General features: G+C 66.1%; 1 protein-coding gene. It reads left to right on the top strand.

The features are described 5' to 3' along the window. Position 1: 1 nt before the first annotated feature. The coding region (locus tag DYI24_RS27165) for an ABC transporter ATP-binding protein (RefSeq protein WP_246701395.1) at positions 2-974 on the top strand (973 nt) is incomplete at its 3' end.

The following is a 974-nucleotide window of genomic DNA, read 5'->3' as shown; positions in this document are numbered from 1 at the left end:
GTTGCAGGTCAACGGGCTCACCAAGCACTTCCCGGTGCGCGGCACCGGACTGTTCGGCGGCGCCAAAACGGTGCGGGCAGTCGACGACGTCACTTTCTCGATCGCAAAGGGCGAGACGCTGGGCATCGTCGGCGAGTCCGGCTGCGGCAAGTCGACCACCGCCCGGTTGTTGATGCACCTGATGCCGGTGACGGCCGGCGAGATCATCTTCGACGCGCGGCAAGTCGGGCGCGAACTCAGCCTACGCGAGCTGCGCCGCGGCATGCAGATGGTGTTTCAGGACAGCTATGCCTCGCTCAATCCGCGGCTCACGATCGAGGAATCGATTGCGTTCGGCCCGAAGGTCCACGGCATGAGCGATGCCAGCGCCCGTGCGCTGGCGCGCGAACTGCTCGGCAAGGTCGGCCTTCGGCCGGAGAACTTTGCGCATCGCTATCCGCACGAAGTGTCTGGCGGCCAGCGCCAGCGCGTCAACATCGCGCGCGCACTCGCACTGTCGCCCCGGCTGGTGATCCTCGACGAGTCGGTCTCCGCACTCGACAAATCGGTCGAGGCACAGGTCCTGAACCTGCTGGCCGACCTGAAGCGCGAATTCGGCCTGACCTATCTGTTCATCAGCCACGATCTCAATGTGGTGCGCTACATCTCCGACCGCGTGCTGGTGATGTATCTCGGCGAAGTCGTCGAACTCGGCCCGGTCGACGAAGTGTGGGACGCGCCGGCGCATCCGTACACGCGGGCGCTGCTCGCGGCGATGCCGTCGTCCGATCCAGATCGTCGCACTGAGGTTCCGCCGATCACCGGCGATCCGCCGAACCCGATTGATCCGCCGGCCGGCTGTCGTTTTCATCCGCGCTGTCCGTTCGCCGAGGCGCTATGCTCGCAGGCCAAGCCGAAGCTGTCGTCGATCGGCGACAGTGGTCATCAGGCCGCGTGCTCCATGTCGATCCCCGGCTCGGGACACAGCCGCGCCC

The organism is Rhodopseudomonas sp. BR0C11, from assembly GCF_010820945.1.
Lineage (GTDB): Bacteria > Pseudomonadota > Alphaproteobacteria > Rhizobiales > Xanthobacteraceae > Rhodopseudomonas > Rhodopseudomonas palustris_H.
This window is presented reverse-complemented; position numbering and strand designations above follow the sequence as displayed.